Origin of the sequence: uncultured Limnohabitans sp. (genome assembly GCF_937889215.1) — a bacterium.
Classification (GTDB): Bacteria; Pseudomonadota; Gammaproteobacteria; order Burkholderiales; family Burkholderiaceae_C; genus Limnohabitans_A.
In genome coordinates, this window is record NZ_CALBEX010000306.1 from 1 (window position 1) to 6,817 (window position 6,817).

General features: G+C 62.3%; 7 protein-coding genes and 1 pseudogene. All 8 read left to right on the forward strand.

Features of this window, described 5'->3' with window-relative positions:
- A pseudogene (locus Q0341_RS07785) lies at positions 1 to 132 on the forward strand (sulfite exporter TauE/SafE family protein); the annotation flags it as partial.
- 9 nt (positions 133 to 141) lie between these two features.
- Positions 142 to 1,947 (forward strand): nitrite/sulfite reductase, encoded by a 1,806-nt coding sequence (locus tag Q0341_RS07790; RefSeq protein WP_299511811.1) that lies wholly within the window; start codon positions 142 to 144, stop codon positions 1,945 to 1,947.
- Positions 1,948 to 1,965: 18 nt separating this feature from the next.
- Positions 1,966 to 2,343 carry a DUF934 domain-containing protein gene (locus Q0341_RS07795; protein ID WP_299511813.1) on the forward strand — a complete coding sequence of 126 codons (378 nt, stop codon included), beginning with the start codon at positions 1,966 to 1,968 and terminating at the stop codon, positions 2,341 to 2,343.
- Positions 2,343 to 3,098 (forward strand): phosphoadenylyl-sulfate reductase, encoded by a 756-nt coding sequence (locus Q0341_RS07800; RefSeq protein WP_299511815.1) that lies wholly within the window; start codon positions 2,343 to 2,345, stop codon positions 3,096 to 3,098. Before Q0341_RS07795 ends, Q0341_RS07800 begins: the two co-directional genes overlap by 1 nt.
- Before the next feature lie 102 nt (positions 3,099 to 3,200).
- Positions 3,201 to 4,130, forward strand: a complete 930-nt coding sequence (gene cysD, locus Q0341_RS07805; protein ID WP_299511817.1) for a sulfate adenylyltransferase subunit CysD — start codon at positions 3,201 to 3,203, stop codon at positions 4,128 to 4,130.
- 17 nt (positions 4,131 to 4,147) lie between these two features.
- Positions 4,148 to 5,428: a GTP-binding protein gene (locus Q0341_RS07810; protein WP_299511819.1), complete on the forward strand. Its 1,281-nt coding sequence runs from the start codon at positions 4,148 to 4,150 to the stop codon at positions 5,426 to 5,428.
- Positions 5,429 to 5,570: 142 nt separating this feature from the next.
- Entirely contained in the window at positions 5,571 to 5,900 is a 330-nt protein-coding gene (gene fdxA / locus Q0341_RS07815; protein WP_299511821.1) for a ferredoxin FdxA, read from the forward strand.
- Positions 5,901 to 5,949: 49 nt separating this feature from the next.
- Positions 5,950 to 6,817 (forward strand): NAD(P)/FAD-dependent oxidoreductase (locus tag Q0341_RS07820; RefSeq protein ID WP_299511823.1); only part of this gene is annotated, 868 nt, incomplete at its 3' end.

A 6,817-nucleotide genomic window follows, 5' to 3' on the forward strand; every position in this document is an offset into this window, starting at 1 on the left:
AAGCTGCTGGCCGGCTCACTGCCCGGTATCTGGCTGGGTGCTCGTTTGATGCACCGCACCCCGGAGCGCTTGGTGCGCGCCATCCTTTCTCTCTTGCTGGCCTGGGCTGGCACCAAACTGGTTTTGATCTGAGTTTTTCCTATGTACCAATACACCGAATTTGACAAACAGTTCGTGCGCGCCCGCGCCGCACAACACCGCGACCAACTTGAACGCTTTGAAGCTGGGCAGCTGACCGGCGACGAGTTCAAACCCCTGCGCCTGCAAAACGGCTGGTACGTACAGCGCTACGCCCCCATGCTGCGCGTGGCCGTGCCTTATGGCGAAATCTCGGCCCCTCAGCTCCAAGTGCTGGCCCAAATCGCCCGCGACTACGACACACCCGACGCCGCGCTGCTGGCCGAAGCCCAGGCCACGCAAGACAAAATTGCAGGCATGGCCCCGAAGCTGACCACCAATTACGGCCACTTCACCACACGCCAAAACGTGCAGTTCAACTGGATTCCCCTGTCCAAATCGGCCGACGTGATGGACCTGCTGGCCAGCGTGAACCTGCACGGCATCCAGACCAGCGGCAACTGCATCCGCAACACCACCACCGACGAGCTGGCCGGTGTGGCGGTGGACGAGGTGGTCGATCCCCGCCCTTATGCCGAACTGATACGCCAGTGGAGCACGCTGCACCCCGAGTTCGCGTTTTTGCCGCGCAAATTCAAGATCGCCATCACAGGCGCACTGGAAGACCGCGCCGCCATTGGCTGGCACGACGTGGGCTTGCAGATGGTCAAGAACAGCGCGGGGGAGATCGGTTTCAAAGTGCAAGTGGGCGGCGGCATGGGCCGCACGCCCATGGTGGGCTCCGTGATCCGCGAGTTCCTGCCCTGGCACCAGATCATGAATTACCTCGAAGCCGTGATTCGCGTCTACAACCGCTGGGGCCGCCGCGACAACCTGTACAAGGCCCGCATCAAGATTTTGGTCAAGGCCGAAGGCCAGCGTTACTTTGACGAAGTCGAATCCGAATACCAGGACATTCTGGTCAAAGACGGCGGTCTGCACACCATCCCACAAGCCGAATTCGACCGCGTGGCCGCCTGCTTTGCTGCGCCTGCACTCAACTTGCCATCCAGCATCGCGCAATGGGTGGCCAAGGCCGAAGCCGACGTCAGCATCGAAGCGGCCAAGACCACGGCCTTTGCCCGTTGGATCTCGCAAAACGTCAAGCCTCACCAGAACCCGGCCCTGCGTGCCGTGAGTTTGTCCTTCAAGCGCCCGGGCCAAGCGCCGGGCGATGCCACCGCCGACCAGCTCGATGCCGCTGCGGCGCTGGTCGCCAAATACTCCGCTGGCGAAGCCCGCGTGACCCACACCCAAAACCTGGTGCTGCCTTGGGTGCGCTTGGACCAGCTGCACGCCCTGTGGCTCGAAGCCAAAGCGCTCGGCTTGGCCCAGCCCAACATCGGTTTGCTGACCGACATGATCGCCTGCCCCGGCGGCGATTACTGCGCCCTGGCCAATGCCCGCTCGCTGCCTTTGGCCGCCGCCATCACCGAGCGCTACCAGGACTTGGATGAGCTCAACGACCTGGGCCACATCGACTTCCACATCAGCGGCTGCATCAACTCCTGCGGTCACCACCATTCGGGCCACATCGGCATTTTGGGCGTGGACAAAGACGGCAAGGAGTGGTACCAGGTCACGCTGGGCGGCTCTGACGGCAAAGCGCTGTCAGGCCCCACCACCCCCGGCAAAGTGGTCGGCCCTTCGTTCTCTTCGTTTGAGGTGCCCGACGTGATCGAAGCGATTTTGGACACCTACAAGGCCCTGCGCCAGCCCGCTACAGGTCGCCACGAATACTTCATCGAAACCTTGCGCCGTGTAGGCCAGGACCCGTTCAAGGCGGCAGCCAATGCGGCCCGTCACCCTGCAGAAGAACAGACCACCTGAACGCCGGAAAAACACCGCATGAAAATCATTCCCTTCTCAGAACACCAAGCGTTTGAATCGCCCGCCGTCATCACCCTGGCCAACGACGTGGACCCGCGCAGCCTCGACCTGATTGGCGTGACGCGCATCGACCTGCAGTTCCCCAAGTTCACCGACGGCCGCGCCTACAGCCAAGCTTTTTTGCTGCGCCGCCGCTTAGGCTTTTCGGGCGAGCTGCGCGCCACGGGCGAAGTGCTGATCGACCAGCTGGTACAGATGCAGCGCACCGGCTTTGACGTGGCCGTGCTGCGCGAAGGTTTAGACGCAACGGCTGCGCAACGCCAGTTCGACCGCTTTGCTGGCTTTTACCAAGGTTCAGCCGTGGGTACAAAGCCTCACTTTGCCGAGGCCGCGTGATGACCTCGTCTTTGATCTCATCGCGCAGCACCCCGGCCAAAGCCACCGAACAAAACGCCAAGGCCAGCCCCGAATTTGCGGACAAATTGGCCGAGACCCAGGCCTTGCTGCAACGCGCTGCCGCCAATTTCACCCCGGTCACCCAAGCCTCCAGCCTGGGCGCCGAAGACGTGGTGATCACGCACCTGATCAACAGCCTGCAGCTGAACATTTCGGTGTTCGTGCTGGAGACCGGCGCACTGCACACCGAAACCCTGGCCTTGCTGGAGCGCACGCAAGCGCATTCGCGAGCGCCCATCCAAATCTTCCGCCCGGTTGCTGAATCCGTGATCCAGTTCGTGCGCGACAAAGGCCAAGACGCGATGTACCAGAGCATCGCGATGCGCAAAGAATGCTGCGGCGTGCGCAAAATGGAGCCACTAACCCGCGCCCTGCATGGCCAGAAAGCCTGGATCACGGGGCTGCGTCAAGAGCAGTCCAGCACCCGCGCCGAAGTGCCGATGCTGGACGACAGCGAAGTCGCCACCAAGGACTTGTACAAATTCAACCCACTGGCCCGCTGGACTTGGGGAGACGTGTGGCACTACATCGCCACGAACCAGGTGGACTACAACCCGTTGCACGACCAGTTTTTCCCGAGCATTGGCTGCGCCCCTTGCACCCGTGCCATCAGCCTGGGCGAAGCATTCCGGGCTGGCCGCTGGTGGTGGGAAGACGAGGCGGCAAAGGAATGTGGGCTGCACGTCAAGAAATGAATCCCTCGTAGGTCGGTGGCTTCAGCCCCGACATTGAGCCCGAAAAGACAGATGTCGGGGCTAAAGCCACTGACCTGCAAATACCCCTACGAAGATCCAAACATGAACGCCACGACACAAACCGAGTTGCACACCCTGAGCAACAGCCACCTCGACGCGCTGGAAGAAGAAACCATCTTCATCTTGCGCGAAGTCGCCGCTGCCTTCGAGCGCCCCACCCTCTTGTTTTCGGGAGGCAAGGACTCGCTGGTCATGCTCAAGTGCGCCGAAAAAGCTTTCGGCGCGGGCCGCATCCCCTACCCGCTGCTCATGATCGACACCGGCCACAACTTCACCGAAGTGACCGACTTCCGCGATTCACGCGCCAAAGAACTGGGTGCCGAGCTGATCGTACGCAGCGTCGAAGACTCCATGAAAAAAGGCACCGTGCGCCTGGCCCACCCCGGCGAAAGCCGCAACGTGCACCAGTCCGTCACGCTGCTTGAAGCGATTGAAGAGTTCCGCTTTGACGCGCTGATCGGCGGCGCGCGCCGTGACGAAGAAAAAGCCCGTGCCAAAGAACGCATCTTTTCTCACCGTGACAGCTTTGGCCAATGGCAGCCCAAGGCCCAGCGTCCCGAGCTGTGGAAGCTGTTCAACCACAAACTGCAGCCCGGCGAGCACTTTCGTGTGTTCCCCATCAGCAACTGGACCGAGCTGGACGTGTGGCAATACATTGCCCGCGAACGGATTGCGCTGCCGTCCATCTACTACACGCACAAGCGCGAAGTGGTGGACCGCCGGGGCCTCTTGGTGCCGGTGACCGAGCTGACCCAGCCCAAAGACGGTGAAGAAGTCGTGGTGCGCGACGTGCGTTTCCGCACCGTGGGGGACATCACCTGCACCTGCCCGGTGGAGAGCACCGCGTCCACGCCTGAGCAGATCGTGATCGAGACGCTGGCGGCTGATGTGAGCGAACGCGGCGCGACCCGCATGGACGACAAGACATCCGAGGCTTCGATGGAGAAGCGCAAAAAAGACGGCTATTTCTGATCACGGGGGAACCACACATGCACAACGACAAACATTTCTCAGCCCTCAAATTCATCACCTGCGGCTCGGTCGACGACGGCAAGAGCACGCTGATTGGCCGACTGCTGGTCGACACCAAGGCCGTGCTGCAAGACCACTTGGCGGGCGTGCAGCGCTCAGGCGAGACCGACTTGGCCCTGCTGACCGACGGCTTGAGCGCCGAGCGTGAGCAAGGCATCACCATCGACGTGGCTTACCGTTACTTCAACACCGAATCGCGCAAGTTCATCATCGGTGACGCGCCCGGCCACGAACAGTACACCCGCAACATGGTCACCGCCGCATCGAGCGCCGACGCCGCCGTGGTGCTGGTCGATGCGATCAAGCTCGACTGGTCCAACCCCGACTTGCAACTGCTGCCGCAAACCCGCCGCCACTCGCTGCTGGTGAATATGCTGCGCGTGCCATCCATCGTGTTCGCCATCAACAAGCTCGACGCCGTGGCCGATGCCACCGTGGCCTACAACAACATCGCAGGCGCTTTAAATAAGTTCGCCCAAGAGGCGGGCATCACCGTCACCGCCATGGTGCCCGTGTCGGCTCTGAAGGGCTGGAACGTGGTGACCACCGAAAACAACGACCAAACCGACTGGTGCGGCTACACCGGCCCCAGCTTGCTCAGCATCCTCGAAGACCTGCCGGTCACGCCCGCTGAGACCGACGTGGCCTTCAGCTTCCCGGTGCAGTGGGTCGAAAAGTTTCATGACTCCGGCGTGACCACCCAAGGCCGCCGCGTGTTCTGGGGCCGCGTGGCCACGGGCAGCGTCGCGCCGGGCCAGACCGTCAAAGTGTTCCCCAGCGGCCAGACCGCCGTGGTCTCGCAGGTGCTGAGCGCCACCCGCCAGCCGCAAAACAAAGCCGCTGGTCACAGCGCAGGCCTCGTGCTGGACCGCGAAGTGGACGTGTCGCGGGGCGACTGGCTTCTGGCAGAACAAGGCGGCCCCGAAGGCCAGCGCCAGCTGAGCACCACCATCGCCTGGATGGACGACGAGCCTTTGGTGGCCGGTCGCGTGTATTGGGCGCTGCACGGCCACCGCTGGGTCAAAGCGCGGGTGCAGCGCGTGGTGCACCGCCTGAACGTGAACACCCTGGCCGAGGAAGATGCCACCGAGCTGCTCCCCAACGCCATCGGCCATGTGACGCTGGCCCTGCAAGAGCCTTTGGCCACCCTGCCTTTTGCGCAGTCGCGCATTTTGGGCGCGCTCGTGCTGGTGGACACGGCCAGCCACAAGACCTCGGGGGCCGTGCTGGTCAACTGAAACGCCAGCTCAAATCTGCAGCCCAAAGCCCTGCTGGCCTCATAGACACCGCCAGCCGGGCCCCCGGGTGCCCCTGAATCCCCCTTAAAATGTCTAGTCCGCGTGGTTTGGCTGCGCAAAACTCCTTCACTCCAAGTCCATCATGACCCACGTTGTTTCCGAATCCTGTATCCAATGCAAATACACCGACTGTGTGGACGTTTGCCCCGTGGATTGCTTTCGCGAAGGCCCCAACTTCCTGACCATCGACCCCGATGAGTGCATCGACTGCGCCGTGTGTATCCCCGAGTGCCCCGTAAACGCGATCTTTGCCGAGGAAGACCTGCCTGCCGACCAACAGCACATGACCCAGCTGAACGCTGAGCTGGCCCTGCTGCCCGGCTGGAAAAGCATCACCAAGCGCAAAACCCCTATGCCCAACGCCGACGAGTGGAAAGACAAGACCGGCAAGTTGTCTGAGCTGATCCGCTGAACGTTCTGAAGAGCCGAATGGTTCGGCTTTTTTTCGCCATTCACCCCACATGACTGCCCCCATCGATACCGAAGCGCTGGTCATTGGCGCAGGCCCCGTGGGCCTGTTTCAGATCTTCCAGATGGGTCTGCAAGGCGTGCATTGCCATGTGGTTGACGCCCTGCCCCATGTGGGGGGCCAATGCGCCGAGCTGTATGGCCAAAAACCCATTTACGACATCCCGGGCATTCCGTTTTGCACAGGCCTCGAACTGATTGAGCGCCTGCAGCAACAAATCACCCCCTTCCAACCCACCCTTCACCTGGGCCAGCAAGTGGGCAGCATCGAGCGCCTGCCCGATCAACGCCTGCTGGTGACCACCAGTGCTGGCCAGACCTTTCGCACCACCACCCTGTTCATCGCTGCGGGCGTCGGCGCGTTTGTGCCGCGCCGCATGGTGTTGGGCGGCTTGGCGGATTTTGAAGGCATACAAGTCTTTGCCGAGCACCCCACGCCCAAGCGCTGGGCAGGCCAGCACCTGGTGGTGGCAGGCGATGGTGACACGGCCTTGCAAACCTGCCTGGATGCATGTCAAGGCCCGCAAGCCGCGGCCAGCGTCACGCTGCTGCACCGCCGTGACCAATTCAGCGCCGCACCCGAACTGGTCGCGCAAATGCGCCAAGCCTGTACCGACGGCCGCATGCGCTTTGTGGCCGGTCAGCCTACAGGCCTGCGCACCGAAGCTGGCCGCCTGCAAGCGCTGGAACTGCTCAACCCGCAAGGCGAAGCCGAATGGCTGAACCTGGACACGCTGCAAACCTGTCTGGGCCTGTCGCCCAAATTGGGGCCCGTGGCGCAATGGGGCCTGGCCATGGAACGCAAACAACTGGTGGTCAACACCGAAAACTTCGGCACCTCCGAGCCCGGCATCTTTGCGG